This is a genomic window from Micromonospora sp. H33 (assembly GCF_052068455.1).
Taxonomy (GTDB): Bacteria; Actinomycetota; Actinomycetes; order Mycobacteriales; family Micromonosporaceae; genus Micromonospora.
Genome location: NZ_JBQHDE010000001.1, coordinates 861,179 through 878,331, shown reverse-complemented (window position 1 = coordinate 878,331; position 17,153 = coordinate 861,179). Strand labels below are relative to the sequence as shown.

The window sequence follows — 17,153 nt, the reverse complement described above, 5'->3', positions numbered from 1 at the left end:
AGTTCACTCAACTTGTGGTGGGTGTGCTGCGGGCGGTGCCCGTCACCTGCTTAAACGAACGAAGCGAGGAAGCGAAGATGGCACGTGCGGTCGGTATCGACCTCGGCACGACGAACTCCTGCGTCAGCGTCCTGGAGGGCGGTGAGCCCACCGTCATCGCCAACGCGGAGGGCTCGCGGACGACCCCGTCGATCGTCGCGTTCGCCCGCAACGGCGAGGTGCTCGTCGGTGAGGTCGCCAAGCGCCAGGCGGTGACCAACCCGGACCGGACGATCCGCTCGGTCAAGCGGGAGATCGGCACCAACTGGTCCGTCGACATCGACGGCAAGAAGTACACGCCGCAGGAGATCTCGGCCCGCACGCTGATGAAGCTCAAGCGGGACGCCGAGGCGTACCTGGGCGAGCAGATCACCGACGCGGTGATCACCGTCCCGGCGTACTTCAACGACGGCCAGCGTCAGGCCACCAAGGAGGCCGGTGAGATCGCCGGCTTCAATGTGCTGCGGATCGTCAACGAGCCGACCGCGGCCGCCCTGGCGTACGGGCTGGACAAGGGCTCCAAGGAGCAGACCGTCCTGGTCTTCGACCTCGGCGGCGGCACCTTCGACGTGTCGCTGCTGGAGCTGGCCGAGGGCGTCATCGAGGTCAAGTCGACCAGCGGTGACAACCACCTCGGTGGCGACGACTGGGACCAGCGGATCATCGACCACCTGGTGAAGACCTTCCGGGGCGAGCACGGCATCGACCTGTCCCAGGACAAGATGGCGATGCAGCGCCTCAAGGAGGCGGCCGAGAAGGCGAAGATCGAGCTGTCCGCCGCCACCACCACCAACATCAACCTGCCGTACATCACCGCCGGTGCCGCCGGCCCGCTGCACCTCGACGTGACGCTCAGCCGGGCCGAGTTCCAGCGGATGACGCAGGATCTGCTGGACCGCTGCAAGGGCCCGTTCGAGCAGGCTGTGAAGGACGCCGGGATCAAGGTCTCCGACGTCGACCACGTCATCCTGGTCGGCGGCTCGACCCGTATGCCGGCCGTGACCGACCTGGTCAAGCAGCTCACCGGCAAGGAGCCCAACAAGGGCGTCAACCCGGACGAGGTCGTCGCCGTCGGCGCCGCCCTCCAGGCCGGTGTCCTCAAGGGTGAGGTCAAGGACGTCCTGCTGCTCGACGTGACCCCGCTGAGCCTGGGCATCGAGACCAAGGGCGGCATCTTCACCAAGCTGATCGAGCGCAACACCACCATCCCGACCAAGCGCTCCGAGGTCTTCACCACGGCGGACGACAACCAGCCGTCGGTGCTGATCCAGGTCTTCCAGGGCGAGCGCGAGATCGCGGCGTACAACAAGAAGCTGGGCACCTTCGAGCTGACCGGCCTCCCGCCGGCGCCGCGCGGCGTGCCGCAGATCGAGGTCACCTTCGACATCGACGCCAACGGCATCGTGAACGTCCACGCGAAGGACCTCGGCACCGGCAAGGAGCAGAAGATGACGATCACCGGCGGCTCCTCGCTGCCGAAGGACGACATCGAGCGGATGCGCCGGGACGCCGAGGAGCACGCCGAGGAGGACAAGCGGCGCCGCGACGAGGCCGAGACCCGCAACCTGGCCGAGGCGCTCCAGTGGCAGACCGAGAAGTTCCTCGCCGAGAGCGGCGACAAGCTGCCGACCGAGTCCCGGGACCAGATCAACGAGGCGCTGGGCGAGCTGCGCAGCGCGCTCGGCGGTCAGGACATCGAGAAGATCAAGTCAGCTCACGAGAAGCTGGCCCAGGTCTCCCAGCAGGCCGGCTCCCTGCTCTACAGCCAGCAGCAGGGCGAGGAGGCGGGCCAGGCGGGCGCCGGTGCGACCGGTGGTGCGCAGGCCGGCGGTGCGCAGGCCGGTGGCCCCGACGACGTGGTCGACGCGGAGATCGTGGACGAGGACAAGAAGTGACGGTCCTCCTCGGACACGCACTCCACGCACAGGGATGAGGTAGCCGCATGACGGACAAGCCACGAGCCGCCGACCCGGACACCACCGGGTCGGCGCCGGGTGGCTCCGCGTCCGCCGCTAAGGCCGGCGAGGAGCCGCGGGTCGTCATCCGTAACAAGCGCAAGATCAGCGAGACCGCGGGGTCGGACGCGGCCGCCGCCGACGCCGGGACCGACGTCCCGGCGGAGGGGTTGGTCGAGGAGGCCGAGGTCGTGGTCGACGAGATCCAGGTCGAGGGCGGCGAGGCGGACGGCGCCAAGGCGGGCAGCCCGCCGGTGGTGGACGCGCCGGCCGAGCCGGCCGAGCCGGTCGCCGCCGCCGCGACGTCGCTCGGCGCCGAGTTGGAGGCGCTGCGCGCCGAGCTCGAGGAGCGGACGCGGGACCTCCAGCGGGTGTCGGCGGAGTACGCCAACTACCGCAAGCGGGTCGACCGGGACCGGGGGCTGGTCACCGAGCAGGCGACCGGGGCGGTGCTCGCCGCGCTGCTGCCGATCCTCGACGACCTGGACCGGGCCCGTGAGCACGGCGACCTCGTCGGGCCGTTCGGCGCGGTGGCCGAGCAGCTCACCACCGCGCTCGGCAAGTTCGGGCTGACCCCGTTCGGGGAGAAGGGCGACCCGTTCGACCCGACCGTCCACGAGGCCGTGGCGCACCAGACCTCGGCCGACGTCACCGAGCCGACCTGCGTGCAGGTGATGCGACGGGGTTACCAGATCGGCGAGCGGCTGCTGCGGCCCGCGCTGGTCGCGGTGGCCGATCCCGAGTAAGTGGCGCGACACGATGACCGGTTCGTCCCGCCCGCCCGCACCGGGCGGGCGGGACGACCGCTCGCTGGGAAGGGGGTGGACCGGTGAGTTCCAAGGACTGGATCGAGAAGGACTTCTACGCCGTCCTGGGCGTGCAGAAGGCCGCCTCCGCTGACGAGATCAAGAAGGCGTACCGGAAGCTGGCGCGCGAGTCGCACCCGGATCACAACCCTGGCGACCCCAGGGCCGAGGAGCGTTTCAAGGCCGTCTCCGAGGCGTACGCGGTCCTCGGCGACGAGGCCAAGCGCCGCGAGTACGACGAGATGCGCTCGCTGTTCGGCTCGGGCGCGTTCCGCCGCAACGCCCGGGGCGCGGGGCAGCCCGGCGGCGTGCCGTTCGACGTCTCCGACCTCTTCGGCGGCGCGGCGGGCGGCGACCGGCGCTTCGGCGGCGCCGGCTTCCAGGACCTGTTCAGTTCGATCTTCTCGGGTGGGGGCGGCGGCGCCGCGCCCCGGGGTCCGGCCCGGGGACGGGACGTCGAGGCCGAGGTCGCGCTCGACTTCAACGACGCCGTACGCGGGGTGACCCTCCCGCTGACGCTGCGCGCCCCCGGTGTGTGCGACACCTGCCAGGGCAGCGGGGCGAAGCCCGGCACCCAGCCGCGCGCCTGCCCGGTCTGCCACGGTGCCGGCGTGACCACCCGCAATCAGGGGTCGTTCAGCTTCTCCGAGCCGTGCCGCAACTGCCAGGGGGTCGGCACGATCGTCGAGGAGAAGTGCCCGGAGTGCCAGGGCACCGGCGGGGTCACCAAGACCCGGACGCTCAACGTGCGGTTCCCGGCCGGCGTGGCCGACGGTCAGCGGATCCGGCTGGCCGGGCGGGGTGAGCCCGGTGAGCGCGGCGGCCCGGCGGGCGACCTGTACGTCCACGTCAAGGTGCGCCCGGACGACCTGTTCGGGCGGTCCGGTGACGACCTCACCCTGACCGTGCCGATCACCTTCGCCGAGGCCGTGCTCGGCACCGATCTGCGGGTACCCACGCTCGACGGCGCGGTGACCCTTCGGGTGCCGCCGGGTACGCCCAGCGGGCGGGTCCTGCGCGCGCGGGGCAAGGGGGTGGTCCGCAGGGACGGTCGGGCCGGGGACCTGCTGGTCACCCTGGACGTGGCGGTCCCGGCGAAGCTGTCGGACGAGGCGCGGGCGGCGTTGGAGACCTTCGCCGCGCAGACTCCGCCGGCCGCCCGGGAACATCTCGACGCGCGGGTGCGTCGAGTGAGTTGACGCGGTGTTTCAGTGGGCCTGATGCAGTACGTGCGGAGGTGAGCGGGGATGTCGGACGGATTCGTCGGCGCGGATGACCCTGCCTACGAGGCCAAGGTGCTGATGATCTCGGTGGCGGCGCGGATGGCGGGCATGCACCCGCAGACGCTCCGCCAGTACGACCGGCTCGGCCTCGTGCAGGCCGGCCGGGCGGCCGGGGGCGGTCGCCGGTACAGCGTCCGGGACGTGGTGCTGCTGCGCGAGGTGCAGCGGCTCAGTCAGGACGACGGCATCAACCTGGCCGGCGTCAAGCGGATCATCGGGCTGGAGCGGCTGCTGGAGCAGGCGCAGCAGCGGGTGGCCCGGCTGGAGGCGGAGCTGGACGCCGCGTACCGCCGGATCGCCGAGCTGGAGGCGTTGGCCCGCTTCCCGGGCAGCGACCTGGTGCCCGCCAACCGCACCTCCACCGCGCTGGTGGTCTGGCGTCCCCGCCGGAACCCCGAACGCTGAGCGGTCGCGTCCGCGCGGATCGCGCCGAACGGCGGTGTCCCCTGCCCGGGACACCGCCGTTCGGCGTATCCCGGGTTTCTCCGCACCAGGTTGGGTGGCCCGTTAGCCTCGAATCAGGTTCAACCAACTCAATCCGGACTCCGATGGCAGGGGGAGCCATGGCGGAATCGGCGAAGAAGGTTGCCCAGCAGACGGTAGACCGGCTCGAGCAGGTGGCCGAGAACGTCCGGAAGAGATTCGACAAGGTCACCGAGGGGACGTTCCGCGACAAGATCAAAGAGGGGCGGTTCGCCGACTCGGTCGATCACGGAATCGACCAGGGGCGCCGCGAGAGCCGCAGCCGGAAGGCGCGCTGACCACCGTCAGCGAGACGAACGGGCCGGGACCCACGGGGGGTCCCGGCCCGTTCGCATGCCCAACCATCGCCCCCGATGATCATGACGTTATAGCGGTCCGGCTCGGCGTGTCGCAGCTATAACTTCATGATCAATACGGGCGGTCGGAGCGGCGGCGCTCAGGCGAGGCGGCGGTTCTCCCGGACCAGGCCGCCCTCGCACCAGTCGCGGTAGACGAACAGGTCCGGACGGGCCAGCAGCACCCGGCTGTTGTGCGCCCACGTACGCATCAGCTCGTCGCCGTCCCGCTCGGCCTGCTCCACCAGCTTGCGGAAGCGGCGCTTGGGGTGGGCGCGGAAATTCGTCCGGATCCCGTCCGCGGCGTAGATGTAGAGGCAGTGCAGCGCGAAGCGGCGGGCCGGGCAGGCCGGGTCCATGGCCAGGTCGAAGAGGGTCAGCACCAGCCGGTCACCGGAGACCAGCAGGTCCCAGTCGGGCGGCATGGAGGTCAGCGGCACCGAGTCGGGGTGGTACGCCCACGCCCGCAACTCCGTCGGCGACGGGTCGACGGGGTTGGCGAAGCCGTGGAACGTCGATTCCTGCACGCTCACCGGCCAACCTTCCCGCTCTCCGGACGCGGGGCGACGCACACCCCGCGAACCCATGGCTGCTGGGGCGAAACGGTAACGCGGAGGGGCGACCAGCGGTAGACCCTCAGGGAAGCAATTCGGCAACCGTTGGCCGGGCCGGCCGGGACCGTACCGCCGAAACCGGCCGGCACGACCGAAACCCGTCAGTCGGCGACGGGCGCCGGCTGAACCCGCTGCGCCGCCGCCCGGCGCCGCAGCCAACCCTTGAACCAGCCGAAATCAGGTACCCGGGCCAACATCGGCCCGGTCACGACCGTGATCAACACGTACGCCGTGGCGAGCGCGGCCAACCGCGGCTCGACGCTCCCGGCCGCCACCGCCAGACCGGCGATGACGATGGAGAACTCCCCGCGCGGCACCAGGGCGAGGCCGGCGCGCCAGCGGCCGGGCTCGGCGATGCCGACCCGCCGGGCGGCGAGGTACCCGGTGAGCGTCTTCGTCCCCATCGTGATCACGGCCAGCGCGAGCGCCGGCAGCAGCACCGGCGGGATGTCCCGCGGGTCGGTGACCAGCCCGAAGAAGAGGAAGAACACCGCGGCGAACAGGTCGCGCAGCGGGGTCAGCAGCTCGGTGGCGTGGTGCGCGACCGGCCCGGAGAGGGCGATGCCGACCAGGAACGCGCCGACCGCAGCCGACACCTGGAGCTTCGCGGCTACACCGGCGACCAGCAGGGTCAGGCCGAGCACGCCCAGCAGGAGTGCCTCCGGGTCGCGTGCCGACATGACGTTCGAGATGACCCGGCCGTACCGGATCGCCACCATCAGCACGATCAGCACCGTGGCGACGGCGACGGCGAGCGCGATCCCGCCGCCGATCAGGCCGGTCCCGGCGAGGACGGCGGTGAGCAGCGGCAGGTACAGCGCCATCGCGAGGTCCTCGATGACCAGCACCGACAGCACCACCGGCGTCTCCCGGTTACCGAGCCGGCCCAGGTCGGCGAGCACCTTGGCGATGACGCCGGACGAGGAGACCCAGGTGATGCCGGCGAGCACGACGGCGGCCACCCAGTCCCAGCCGAGCAGCAGCGCGAAGGCGGCGCCGGGCAGCGCGTTCAGCACCCCGTCGATGAGCCCGGCCGGGGCGGCGGAGCGGAGGTTGCCGACCAACTCGCCGGCCGAGTACTCCAGGCCGAGCATGACCAGCAGCAGGATCACGCCGATCTCGGCGCCGACCGCGAAGAACTCCTCGCTGGCCTTGACCTCGAACACGCCGCCGTGCCCGACGGCCAGGCCGGCGAGGAGGTAGAGCGGGATGGGGGAGAGGCCGATCCGTCGGCTGAGCCGGCCGAGCAGGCCGAGCAGGAACAGCAGAGCGCCGACCTCGATGAGCAGTGTTGTGGTGTGGTGCATCCGCCTCAGCCGTCCGGGTCACTGTCGGCGAGAATGGCGGTCACGCCGTCGAGACCCTGCCGGGTCCCGACAACGACCACCACGTCGCCGGCCGCGAAGCGGAACGAGGGGTCCGGGGAGACGATCACCTCGCCGTGGCGCAGCACCGCCACGATCGAGGCGCCCGTGCGGGTACGCGCCTTGGTGTCACCCAGCTTCCGGCCCACGTACGAGGAGCCGGCCGGGATCGCGATCTGCTCGGTGAGCAGGCCGGCGGCCTGCTCCCGCAGACCGGACAGTTGGCCGAGCATCAGCGACGCGCCGAGGATGTCGGCCAGCGCCTCCGCCTCGTCGTCGGTCAGCGGGATGTCGGCCTGGCAGGAGTCGGGATCGTCCGGGTCGTACAGGACGAGGTCGCGACGCCCGTTCCGGTGGGTGACCACCCCCAGCCGGCGTCCGGATTCCGTCACCAGGTCGTGACGTACGCCGATCCCCGGTAGGGCAGTCTGTTCGACACGTACTCGCACCCGAGCAAGGCTACCGCGTGACGGAGGTCGTCATGATCGAGCGCCGGCTTCCCTGGCTGGCGGTGCTGGTGCCGCTCCTGGCCGCCTGCTCGGTCGGGGACATCCGCCGCGACCCGCCGCCCCGCCTCGCGCCCTCGTCCGCCGTGCCGTCCAGCGCGGCGTCGCAGCGCCCCGGGCCGCCGCCGTCCCCGGTCGCCGTCGCGGAGAACCGCCGCGTCCAGGTCGTGGTTCCCAAGGGGTACGACCGGCCGTACGTCGAGTTCGTCGACTCCTCGTACGGCTACGCCCTCTTCGCCTCCTGCGGCAATCGACCACCCGGCCGGGACTGCCCCGCACTGCTCTACGCGACGGTGGACGGTGGGGGTTCGTGGCGGAAGCTCCAGCACCCGCGACCGGTCGCCGAGGGCCAGCAGCTGTACACCGCCCCCGGCCTGCTCGTGCTGTTGAGCGAGCCGTACGGCTGGTGGACCTCCACCGACGGCGGCCGGACCTTCCGGCACACCCGCGGCGAGGCGGGGCCGGCCGAGTGGCGGGCCGCGCAGGGGCGCTTCCAGATCGTCGAGGCTGAGGGCGGCGTGGGGCGCTGGGACGGCCGCGGCCTGGACCGGCTGCCGGTGCAGCCGGAAGTGCCGGGGCTGAACACCGTCGGCGAGAGCAGAGGGTTGCTCTTCGCCGCCGGGGCGGCCGGCGGCCTTCCCTATGCGGCGGTCTCGACCGACGAGGGTCGGAGTTGGCGGACGACTGCCGTGCCGCCGCCCGACTCCGGCGACGTCGGCATCCTGCGGGTCGAGGTCGCGCCGGACGGGGAGCCGTGGCTGGTCGGCGAGCGGACGGACCGCACGGACTTCCCGGCGCTGTGGCGCTGGGCCGGCTCCTGGCAGCCCGTACGCGCCGAGGGGCATCCGGAGCAGGCGTCCCCGCCGGCACTGCTGGGCGGCGGGCGAGCGGCGGTAGTGAGCTCACGCGGGGCGGGCGTGTTGGCCGGCGGCCGTTATGCGGACGTGCCCTGGCCGGTGACCCCCGAGCACTACCTGCACATCCTCGACGACGGCACCCTGGCTGCCACCGCCCCCCACGAACTCCTGCTAGCCCGACCCCCCTTCACGGCTTGGACAAGAGTAGTACTCGAGGCGGCCTAGGTTTTTCGAGATCTTGGAAGATTTCGGCCCCTGGAGGGGCCATTTCCTTCCAAGATCTCGACGTTGTCCACAGGGGCAGCGCTGTGAGAGCTGCGCTTGGCAGGGTTCTCGTATGGGAGTCAGGGGTGGGCGGTCGCTCGCTGCGCTCGGGCGGGCATTGCCGGGTGACGACGCTGACGAGTTGAGCTGGCTGCTCTTCCACCAGGAGGACGTGCTGAGCCTCGGACAGGCGTTGCGACACCTGTCGCGCAAGGCGATCCGTCACCGGGTGGCGACCGGACGCTGGCGCCAGCCACACCGAGGGGTGTTCGTCACCCACAACGGGCCGGTCAGCGCAGCCCAACTGCGTTGGATCGCCGTGCTCGCCGCCGGGCCGGACGCGCTGCTCGGCGGGGTCACCGCCGCCCAGGCGCACGGACTGCGCCGGGTCGGTGGTCGGGCCATCCATCTGCTGCTCCCCGCCACCTGCCGGCGCGGCCCGCTCCCGCCGGGCGTGCTCGTACACCGGACGACCAGCCTCCCCGACGAGGATGTCCACGCCGTCGGGCAGCCGCGACGGACGATGCCGGCCCGGTCGATCGTTGACGCGGCGCAGTGGGCGGCGACCGACGACGAGGCTCGGGGAATCGTGGCGGCCGCCTTCCAGCAACGCCTCGTCGGCGGCGACGAGCTGCACCAGGTCGTCGCACGGCTGCCCCGGCTACGCCGCCGACGACTGATCCTGAGCACCGCGACCGACGCGGCCGGCGGCGCTCACGCCCTGAGCGAGCTCGACTTCCTCCGCCTGGTCCGCCGCGCCGGTCTCCCCGAACCCACCCGGCAGCAGGTCCGGCACGACTCGACCGGCCGGCGCCGCTACCTGGACGTGTACTTCGCACAGTGGGGAGTGCACGTCGAGATCGACGGTAGCTACCATCTTGACCCGCGCCAGGCCTGGGCGGACATGCGCCGGCAGAACGACCTCTGGGTCGAGGGTGACCGCGTGCTCCGCTTCCCCGCCTGGGTGGTGCGCACCCACCCGGAGGAGGTGCTCACCCAACTCCGCGCCGCCCTCCGCGCCGCCGGCTGGCCCGGCTAACGAGATCTTGGAAAGAAACGGCCCCTCCAGGGGCCGAAATCCTCCAAGATCTCGGGTTACGGCTCGCCGTCGCGACGTCTCGGGGCGGGACGGGGAGTGACATAGGTGCCCTTGCCCTGGTGGCCTTCGATCAGGCCCTCCGCATGGAGGATCAGCAGGGCTGACCGCACGGGCTCGGCGGAGACTCCGTAGAGGACGGTCATCTCACGCAGCGACGGCAGCTTGTCGCCGGGGGCGTATTCACCTGAGCTGATCTTGTCGCGGATGTCCTGCGCGATCCGCTGGCGGTCGGAAACTCGGGGCATGCGGCACTCCTGGTAGGCCCCAAGATCCTCCCATGATCGCGACCGATCGGCCAACACTTGGCGTGCTTAGCATGGTCACTTGTCGTGTTCGAATGCTTTGCATTGTATGTTGACCCGGACGGGCGGTCCGTGGCGGAAGTCCTGGTAGGCAACCGGCTCCTGGCGGTGCCCGTCCGTTGCCGAGGCGGGCATTCCCCGTGGCTCGTCTCGGCTGCGTACAGCCCTGTTGCCGTACTGCCAAGGGAGGCTGCGGTGGCAGGGCGGAGCGGCCCGGCCGACGGGACCTGGCCGGGCCGCTCCTTCCACTCCGCGGGCTGAGCGACGAGAGGGCGCGATGAGCGGGCGGTACGTCATCCACCTGCCGATCACGGCGTCGGACCTGGCGCGGGCCAAGATCCTGGCTCGGACGGCCGGCCGCTCGTTGGCGTTTCTCGCCTGCGTCGAAGCGGGCGGGATCACCGTGTCGACCGAGGACAACCAGGGTGTACGCCATTGGGTCTTCTGCGACCGCAGGCTCGACGGTGGCCGGCGGTGCGTGCTCCGGGCCGACCACCAGACGCCCTGCACCCCGCGCCTGCCCCGCTGACGGCACGCCGACGGACCGCCGTCGACGGACCGGTGACGAGCTATCAGTCCAGGTCCGTGCAGACGTTGTGCTCGGTGCCCGCGTCGACGCGGATCTCCCGCGTGCCGCCGCCCGGGCCGAAGTGCACCTCGTGGTAGCCGTCGAGGCGCCAGATCCCCTTCGGGTACTCGTCGGTGGCCCGGAAGCCCACGGCGACCGCGCCCAGGTAGCGGTGGGTCATGGACCCGTCGGTCGCGTACTCGATGAAGGCCGTGCCGTTCAGGTCGTGCTCGACGGTCGCGCCGGTGTCGAGGTTCGTGTACCGGACCCGGAGGTCGCCGGTGATGACCTGCTGGCGCGGGCTCCCGTCCGGGTAGGTGGCCACGGTCGCGATGCGCTCCTCGTCGACGATCGGTTCGGCGTGCACCCCGAAGGCGCACCGGTCGCCGGCGGCGACCGTGTACGGCTGCGACCGGTACGGCTCCCAGTCGAGCCCGGCCGCAACCGGCGCGGCATGGGCGGGGGTGGCGGCAGTCGCGGCGGCAACCGTGGCGGTGAGTAATCCGAGGGTGGTGGCGAGGGATCGCCGCATGCATTTCTCCTAACCAGTTATAGGCATGTGACAGGTTAGTCACAGGCAACCCTTCCTGGCTCGGCTTGTCAAGCGGCACAATCGATCGGTGCACTGGATCGAGGTTGACGGCTACCCCATGCCGAAGCTCTGGGGCGGGCACCACGCGCTGGATTTCTGCAACACGTGGTCGGGCTGGGACGCCGTCGTCCGAACGCCGTCCGGGGAGCCGGATCCGAAGCGCGAGTGGATCCCCACGTACGACCGGCTGGCGGTCTGGGCCGGCCATGCCGGCCTCCTCTCCACGAAGACGGTCGGCCGGTTGCGCGACGCCGCGAAGGGCGATCCGCGCTCCGCCGCGAGCGTGCTGCGGGCGGCGTACCGGTTCCGGAATGCGCTGTACCGGCTGCTGCGCGACCCGGCCGACGGGGCCGCGTTCGACGAGGTCGCGCGCGTGGCGCAGGCGGCCGTGCGGGCCACCGAGTTGGTCCCCGACGTCGAGGGGGGCGCGCGGCGGCAGCTCCCGGAGTCCACCGGACTCTCCTGGCCGCTGTACGCCGTCGCCCGCGCCGCCGAGGACCTGCTGACCGACGCGTCCCACCGGTCGGTCCGCGCCTGCCCCGGGACGGACTGCGGCTGGCTGTTCCTGGACGTACGGGGCCGGCGCCGCTGGTGCGACATGGCCAGCTGCGGGAACCGGGCCAAGGTGCGTGCCCACGCCGCTCGTCAGGCAGGTGAGTGACTCAGGTCACAGCGCCAAGGTTGAGCGGAATAGGCCCAACTCTGGGAATGATCATCCTCACGCGGCGTCCGGATTCCGTCACCAGGTCGTGAACGTAGGCCGATCCCCGGTAGGGCAGTCTGTTCGACACGTACTCGCACCTAGGCGAGGCCCCCTGTGCCGGAGGCCGGATGACCATGCGGCGATTCCATCCGCTGATCGCGTTGTTGCTGCTGCTGTTCTCCCTGGCGGCGTGCACGATCACCAGTCAGCCGTCACCGGAGCCGTCCTTTCCGACCGCGCCGCCCCGGATGCCGGACATCGTCGAACGCCGGGCCCCTGTCACCGTCCCGAATCGGTACGACCAGCCGTACGTGGAGTTCGGTGACCGCGACCACGGCTACGCCCTCTTCGCCTCCTGCGCTGGGAGACCTCCCGCGCCAGACTGCCCCGCGCTGCTCTTCGCCACCCTGGACGGCGGGCGGTCCTGGCGCCGGATCCCCCATCCCCGGCCATTGGCGGAGAAGCAACAGTTCCAGGTCGCGGTGAATGTGCCGGCCTTCTTCCTGGCGGGGGACGGCTGGTACCACTCCTTGGACTACGGACGCACCTTTCAGCACACACCAGGAGCGACCCCACCGTCGGTCGTACGGGCGCTGCATAGCTGGTTCCGGTTGGACGACCGGACAGGCCGCGTGATCCGGTGGGAGGCCGGGGTCTGGCGACCGCTGCCGGTGCAGCCGCCCCTGTCGCGTCCGCAAACCGTGTACGGCAGTGAAGGCCTGGTGGTGGCGGCCTCCGTCGCCAACGGCCGGCCGCTGATCGCCGTCTCGTTCGACTCGGGCCGTCACTGGCGCCGACCCCGGGTGCCGAACCCCGACGGCGAGATCGCGGCGATCCGGGTGGTGACGTCGGTCCGCTGCGACCTGTGGCTGATCGGGGACCGGCGAGATCCGGCCCGCTTCCCGGCCCTCTGGCACTATGACGGCGACTGGCGGCCTGTGCTGGTCGACCGGTATCCGGAGCCGTTCGTGTCGCTGGTGCCCTTCGGGGAGAGCCGACTGGCGGTGAGCGGCCCGGACGGCGGTGGGCTGGTCACCGACGGCGGTCACTACGTCGACAAATCGTGGCCGTTGCGAGCGGATCATCGGCTGACGCTTCTCTCCGACGGCACGTTGTTCGCGCGCGGACCGAATGACCTGCTGCTGGGCAGCGATGGAGGAGACCCGCACTGGGTGCGGGTGGTGCTGGAAAGGCGCTGGTTCCGGGCAGAGGAGTGACTCAGGTCACAGGGCTAGGGTTGAGCGGAATAGGCTCAACTCTGGTTGTGTCGCTACCAGTGGACAACGCCGATCCGGGGGAGCCCATGAACACCGAACGTCTCACCACCAAGAGCCGCGAGACCATCACCGGCGCCGTCGCGCTCGCCAACCAGCGCGGCCACGCCACCGTGGAGCCCTGGCACCTGCTGCTGTCCCTGCTGGACACCGAGGGGTCGACCGCGGCCGGCCTGCTGCGCGCCGTCGGGGCCGACCCCGCCGAGCTGCGCCGGGTCAGCCAGCGCGCGATCGACGCGCTGCCCGCCGCGCGCGGCTCCAGCATCGCCGAGCCGACCCTGGCGCGGGAGTTCGTCAACGCCATCGGCGCCGCCGAGCAGATCGCCCGGCCGCTCGGCGACGAGTACACCTCCACCGAGCACCTGCTCGCCGGCCTGGCCCGGGTGGGCGGCGCGGTGTCGACCGCGCTCAAGTCCGCCGGCGCCACCGAGGAGAACCTGGTCGCCGCGTTCCCGACCGTGCGTGGCGGCGACCGGCGGGTCACCACCGCCGACCCGGAGCAGACCTACCAGGCCCTCGCGAAGTACGGCGTGGACCTGACCGCCAGCGCGCGCGACGGCAAGATCGACCCGGTGATCGGCCGGGACGCCGAGATCCGCCGGGTGATCCAGGTGCTGTCGCGGCGTACGAAGAACAACCCCGTCCTGATCGGTGAGCCGGGCGTCGGCAAGACCGCCATCGTGGAGGGCCTGGCCCAGCGGATCGTCGCCGGTGACGTGCCGGAGTCGCTGCGGGACAAGAAGCTCGTCTCGCTCGACCTCGGCGCGATGGTGGCCGGTGCGTCGTACCGGGGGCAGTTCGAGGAGCGGCTGAAGTCCGTCCTGGAGGAGATCAAGAACTCCAACGGCCAGGTCATCACCTTCCTCGACGAGCTGCACACCGTGGTGGGCGCCGGCAAGGGCGAGGGCTCGATGGACGCCGGCAACATGCTCAAGCCGATGCTCGCCCGTGGTGAGCTGCGGATGGTCGGCGCGACGACGCTGGACGAGTACCGCGAGCACATCGAGAAGGACCCGGCCCTGGAGCGCCGCTTCCAGCCGGTGCTGGTCGGCGAGCCGAGCATCGAGGACACCATCGGCATCCTGCGTGGGCTCAAGGAGCGCTACGAGGTGCACCACGGCGTACGGATCACCGACGCCGCGCTGGTCGCCGCCGCCGCCCTGTCGGACCGCTACATCACCGACCGCTTCCTGCCGGACAAGGCGATCGACCTGGTCGACGAGTCGGCGTCCCGCCTGCGCATGGAGATCGACTCCCGGCCGGTCGAGGTGGACGAGATCGAGCGGGCGGTGCGCCGGCTCGAAATCGAGGAGATGGCGCTGGCCAAGGAGCCGGACGCCGCCTCCGCCGAGCGGCTGGAGCGGCTTCGCAAGGAGCTGGCCGACAAGCGCGAGCAGCTCACCGCCCTGTCCGAGCGCTGGCAGCTGGAGAAGAGCCACATCGCGAAGCTGTCCACCGCCAAGGAGGAGCTGGAGCGCCTGAGCGGCGAGGCCGAGCGGGCCGAGCGCGACGGCGAGCTGGAACGCGCCGCCGAGCTGCGGTACGGCCGCATCCCCGCGCTCAAGGCCGACCTGACCCGGGCCGAGGAGGAGCTGGCCCGGCTCCAGGCCGACGGCGCGATGCTCAAGGAGGAGGTCGGCGCGGACGACATCGCCGCCGTGGTCGCCTCGTGGACCGGCATCCCGGCCGGTCGCCTGCTCGAGGGCGAGACCGCCAAGCTGCTGCGGATGGAGGAGTCGCTGCGCGCCCGCGTGGTCGGCCAGTCCGAGGCCGTCGCCGCGGTCTCCGACGCGGTCCGCCGCGCCCGGGCCGGCGTCGCCGACCCGGACCGCCCGACCGGCAGCTTCCTCTTCCTCGGCCCCACCGGCGTCGGCAAGACCGAGCTGGCCAAGGCGCTCGCCGAGTTCCTCTTCGACGACGAGCGGGCCATGGTCCGCATCGACATGAGCGAGTACGGCGAGAAGCACTCCGTCGCCCGCCTGGTCGGCGCCCCGCCCGGTTACGTCGGGTACGAGGAGGGCGGCCAGCTCACCGAGGCGGTGCGCCGCCGGCCGTACTCGGTGATCCTGCTCGACGAGGTGGAGAAGGCCCACCCGGACGTCTTCGACATCCTGCTCCAGGTGCTCGACGACGGCCGGCTCACCGACGGCCAGGGTCGTACGGTGGACTTCCGCAACGCGATCCTGATCCTCACCTCCAACCTCGGGTCGTCGGTGATCAGCGACCTGACGCTGGCGGAGGAGCAGCGCCGTGAGGGCGTGCTGGCGGTGGTCCGGTCGCACTTCAAGCCGGAGTTCCTCAACCGCCTCGACGACATCGTGGTGTTCGCCGCCCTCCAGGGTGAGGACCTGCGGGCCATCGTGGACATCCAACTGGGCCGGATGCGCCGCCGGCTGGCCGACCGCCGCCTGAGCCTGGAGATCACCGACGCCGCCCGGGTGTGGCTGGCCGAGCACGGCTACGACCCGATCTACGGCGCCCGCCCGCTGCGCCGCCTGGTCCAGTCGGCCATCGGCGACCAGTTGGCCAAGGCCATCCTGTCCGGGACGATCCGCGACGGCGACACGGTCCGCGTGGACCTGTCGGACTCAAAGGACTCCCTGACCGTAACCGCCGCCTGACCCACCCCGAGTCGTGTCGATCATGAGGTTGACGGCGATGTCGATCTCCTCGACTGCCGCCAACCTCATGATCAACTTTGTGGGAGGGGTGGGGAGGGGGTGGTGGGGGTAGGAACAGGGGCGTGTTCGGGATCGGGAGGAAGAAGGGGCGGGAGGTTGCCGCCGCGTTCGAGGAGCTGCACCGCGCGGAGACCGTGGCGTTCGGGCCGGTGGGGATCGCCGGGTCGCTGCTGCCGGTGACCGAGGCGTACCGCCGGGTCGAGGCCGTGCTGGCCGACGACCCCGACGCGGTACGCGGGCAGCTCGACCGCCTGCTCGCCACCGGCTCGCCCGCCGGGCGCGTCTACGCCGCCGCACTGCTGGAGCGGCTCGACCCGGCGGCCGGACGGGCGGCCTGGGAGTGGCTGCGCGACGACCCCGCCGAGGTCGCCACGTTCACCGGCTGCGTCATGGACCGCACCGTCCTGGGGGAGTACGCCGGGGACCGCCTCGGCCAGCCGTGATCAACCGGCCGGGGCGAGCCGACCGAACGGCTCTGCCGCCGCTGGCGGCCGAGCCGTACCTTGCCAGCCATGACCGCGCCCACCGACGCCCCGGTACGCCCGCCCCGGCCGCGTACCGTGACCGTCGCCTTCTGGTTGCAGCTCACCGCCGTGCTGGTCCTGCTCGGCCTCCTGGGCCTGGTGATCGCGCAGGCGATCCAGTGGGACGGGCGCATCGACGACGCCGTGCGCGCCGTTCCCGATGCCGACCCCGATGAGGTACGCGCCGAGCGGTGGAGCAACGTCATCGGGACGCTTTTCATCGGTGTGCCGGTGCTGCTGCTCGCCGTCTGGTACGCGGCGACCGCCCGGCCGGTACACCGGGGCGGGAACACCGCCCGGATCCTGGTCTTCGTGGCCAGCGGCGCCCAGCTGCTCGTCTGCCTCGGGCAGGGCTGTCTCGGGGTTCTCTTCGTCCCGATGCTGTTCGCCGCCGGCGCTGGCGAGGAGGTGGTGTACCCCGACGAGGAGGGCATGCCGGAGGACTTCTGGGAGGAGAGCCCGTTCCTCGACGCCCTGTACGGCTCGACCGACCCGTTCGAGGCGGTGTTCTTCCCGCTGGCCATGCTCGGAGCGCTGTCGGTGTTCCTGCTGACCGTCACGGTCGTGCTGCTGCTGGCACTGCCACCGGCGCACCGCTGGTTCGTGCCCGCGAAGCCCACGCGACCCGCGCCGCCGATGCCGCCCTACCTCGGACCGGCCTACGGCTACGCCCCGCCGGGCTATGTCGCGCCGGGCTATGTCGCGCCGGGCTACCTCCCCGTACCGCCGGGGTACCTGCTCTGTCCGGACCCGTCGGTCCACCCGCAGCCACCCGGTACGCCGCCTGCCGGACCCGGGCGACCGGGCCCGGACGCGCCCGGCTCCACCACCGGCGGTGGCTGACCGGGAACGGCGTCGAGTGCGGACACCTGAGGCCGCAGGAAACCGTCGGTAGCCGGTCGAT

18 protein-coding genes are annotated in these 17,153 nt (G+C 71.6%); 13 read left to right on the top strand and 5 right to left on the bottom strand.

The genetic code is table 11. The features are described from left to right. Positions 1–77: 77 nt before the first annotated feature. The 5 genes from dnaK (at position 78) to ACTMS0_RS04185 (ending at position 4,844) form a co-directional block, all read left to right on the top strand. Complete coding sequence (gene dnaK, locus ACTMS0_RS04205; RefSeq protein WP_441153728.1) at positions 78–1,934, top strand: molecular chaperone DnaK; 1,857 nt, start codon at positions 78–80, stop codon at positions 1,932–1,934. A 47-nt stretch (positions 1,935–1,981) separates the two neighbouring features. Continuing rightward, positions 1,982–2,740 (top strand): nucleotide exchange factor GrpE, encoded by a 759-nt coding sequence (gene grpE, locus ACTMS0_RS04200; RefSeq protein ID WP_441153727.1) that lies wholly within the window; start codon positions 1,982–1,984, stop codon positions 2,738–2,740. A gap of 83 nt (positions 2,741–2,823) precedes the next feature. Continuing rightward, positions 2,824–3,999, top strand: coding sequence for a molecular chaperone DnaJ (gene dnaJ / locus ACTMS0_RS04195; RefSeq protein WP_441153726.1), 1,176 nt, complete (start codon positions 2,824–2,826; stop codon positions 3,997–3,999). 48 nt (positions 4,000–4,047) lie between these two features. Beyond that, positions 4,048–4,488 carry a heat shock protein transcriptional repressor HspR gene (locus ACTMS0_RS04190; protein WP_441153725.1) on the top strand — a complete coding sequence of 147 codons (441 nt, stop codon included), beginning with the start codon at positions 4,048–4,050 and terminating at the stop codon, positions 4,486–4,488. Positions 4,489–4,646: 158 nt separating this feature from the next. After that, on the top strand, positions 4,647–4,844 hold the full coding sequence (locus tag ACTMS0_RS04185) for a hypothetical protein (RefSeq protein ID WP_441153724.1): 198 nt from the start codon (positions 4,647–4,649) through the stop codon (positions 4,842–4,844). Between the two features lie 158 nt (positions 4,845–5,002). On the opposite strand, the gene ACTMS0_RS04180 is transcribed toward ACTMS0_RS04185, so the two are convergent. The 3 genes from ACTMS0_RS04180 to ACTMS0_RS04170 form a co-directional block, all read right to left on the bottom strand. Beyond that, the gene (locus ACTMS0_RS04180) at positions 5,003–5,434 is read right to left on the bottom strand and encodes a hypothetical protein (protein ID WP_441153723.1); all 432 of its coding nucleotides are present in this window, start codon (positions 5,432–5,434) and stop codon (positions 5,003–5,005) included. A gap of 182 nt (positions 5,435–5,616) precedes the next feature. Beyond that, a complete protein-coding gene (locus ACTMS0_RS04175; RefSeq protein ID WP_441153722.1) occupies positions 5,617–6,822 on the bottom strand; it encodes a cation:proton antiporter in 1,206 nt (401 codons plus the stop codon). A 5-nt stretch (positions 6,823–6,827) separates the two neighbouring features. Continuing rightward, positions 6,828–7,328, bottom strand: a complete 501-nt coding sequence (locus ACTMS0_RS04170) for a cation:proton antiporter regulatory subunit (protein ID WP_441153721.1) — start codon at positions 7,326–7,328, stop codon at positions 6,828–6,830. Between the two features lie 17 nt (positions 7,329–7,345). Between ACTMS0_RS04170 and ACTMS0_RS04165 the strand changes: the two genes are divergently transcribed. Beyond that, on the top strand, positions 7,346–8,467 hold the full coding sequence (locus ACTMS0_RS04165) for a hypothetical protein (RefSeq protein ID WP_441153720.1): 1,122 nt from the start codon (positions 7,346–7,348) through the stop codon (positions 8,465–8,467). Between the two features lie 112 nt (positions 8,468–8,579). Beyond that, positions 8,580–9,545, top strand: a complete 966-nt coding sequence (locus ACTMS0_RS04160) for a DUF559 domain-containing protein (RefSeq protein ID WP_441153719.1) — start codon at positions 8,580–8,582, stop codon at positions 9,543–9,545. 56 nt (positions 9,546–9,601) lie between these two features. Here ACTMS0_RS04160 and ACTMS0_RS04155 read toward each other — a convergent pair whose 3' ends face one another. Further along, on the bottom strand, positions 9,602–9,850 hold the full coding sequence (locus ACTMS0_RS04155; RefSeq protein ID WP_441153718.1) for a winged helix-turn-helix domain-containing protein: 249 nt from the start codon (positions 9,848–9,850) through the stop codon (positions 9,602–9,604). Positions 9,851–10,184: 334 nt separating this feature from the next. Here ACTMS0_RS04155 and ACTMS0_RS04150 point away from each other — a divergent pair, with 334 nt between their 5' ends. Continuing rightward, the gene (locus tag ACTMS0_RS04150; protein WP_441153717.1) at positions 10,185–10,436 is read left to right on the top strand and encodes a hypothetical protein; all 252 of its coding nucleotides are present in this window, start codon (positions 10,185–10,187) and stop codon (positions 10,434–10,436) included. A 43-nt stretch (positions 10,437–10,479) separates the two neighbouring features. Here the strand turns inward: ACTMS0_RS04150 and ACTMS0_RS04145 are convergent, their stop codons facing one another. Then, the gene (locus tag ACTMS0_RS04145; RefSeq protein WP_441153716.1) at positions 10,480–11,007 is read right to left on the bottom strand and encodes a hypothetical protein; all 528 of its coding nucleotides are present in this window, start codon (positions 11,005–11,007) and stop codon (positions 10,480–10,482) included. Positions 11,008–11,095: 88 nt separating this feature from the next. Between ACTMS0_RS04145 and ACTMS0_RS04140 the strand changes: the two genes are divergently transcribed. The 5 genes from ACTMS0_RS04140 to ACTMS0_RS04120 all read left to right on the top strand — a co-directional run bounded on the left by ACTMS0_RS04140 (position 11,096) and on the right by ACTMS0_RS04120 (position 17,092). Then, a complete protein-coding gene (locus tag ACTMS0_RS04140; protein ID WP_441153715.1) occupies positions 11,096–11,728 on the top strand; it encodes a CGNR zinc finger domain-containing protein in 633 nt (210 codons plus the stop codon). Between the two features lie 170 nt (positions 11,729–11,898). Then, the gene (locus ACTMS0_RS04135; protein ID WP_441153714.1) at positions 11,899–12,987 is read left to right on the top strand and encodes a hypothetical protein; all 1,089 of its coding nucleotides are present in this window, start codon (positions 11,899–11,901) and stop codon (positions 12,985–12,987) included. 86 nt (positions 12,988–13,073) lie between these two features. After that, a complete protein-coding gene (clpB, locus tag ACTMS0_RS04130; protein ID WP_441153713.1) occupies positions 13,074–15,665 on the top strand; it encodes an ATP-dependent chaperone ClpB in 2,592 nt (863 codons plus the stop codon). Positions 15,666–15,787: 122 nt separating this feature from the next. Further along, positions 15,788–16,168: a hypothetical protein gene (locus ACTMS0_RS04125; protein WP_441153712.1), complete on the top strand. Its 381-nt coding sequence runs from the start codon at positions 15,788–15,790 to the stop codon at positions 16,166–16,168. 69 nt (positions 16,169–16,237) lie between these two features. Beyond that, entirely contained in the window at positions 16,238–17,092 is an 855-nt protein-coding gene (locus ACTMS0_RS04120) for a hypothetical protein (RefSeq protein WP_441153711.1), read from the top strand. The last annotated feature ends 61 nt before the right edge of the window (positions 17,093–17,153 follow it).